The organism is Streptomyces hilarionis (assembly GCF_024539675.1).
Taxonomy (GTDB): Bacteria; Actinomycetota; Actinomycetes; order Streptomycetales; family Streptomycetaceae; genus Streptomyces; species Streptomyces hilarionis.
Genome location: NZ_JAHHIT010000490.1, coordinates 1 through 398, shown reverse-complemented (window position 1 = coordinate 398; position 398 = coordinate 1). Strand labels below are relative to the sequence as shown.

Genomic DNA, 398 nt, shown 5'->3' with positions numbered 1-398 from the left:
CCGTCATCGGATTTCTCGCCTCGGCCGCCCTCGTCTCCACGGTGCTGCTGCCGAAGGCGAAGAAGACGCCGCGACGGAGCATCTACGAACGAACCACCCGAGGCATGCGCATATTCCTGGCCACGCCGCGCCTGCGGGGGCTTCTGGCTCTGAATCTGACAGTAGCTGCCGCCAGTGCCATGGTGATCGTCAATACGGTGGTGCTGGTGCAATCGCGCTTCGCTCTACCTCAGAGTTCTACGGCATTGGCGCTGGCCGCGTTTGGTGGCGGCTCCATGATCGCAGCCCTGGTGTTGCCTCGCCTGTTGAAAAACATCAACGACCGAACGGCCATGTTGATTGGTGGAGGAATACTGGTCGCAGGCTTAGCGGTTGGCATCAACCTGACCACCTATAAC

1 pseudogene is annotated in these 398 nt (G+C 60.6%); it reads left to right on the top strand.

Annotated features, from left to right (window positions below):
- Nucleotides 1-398, top strand: a pseudogene (locus tag KMS84_RS44030) (MFS transporter); the annotation flags it as partial.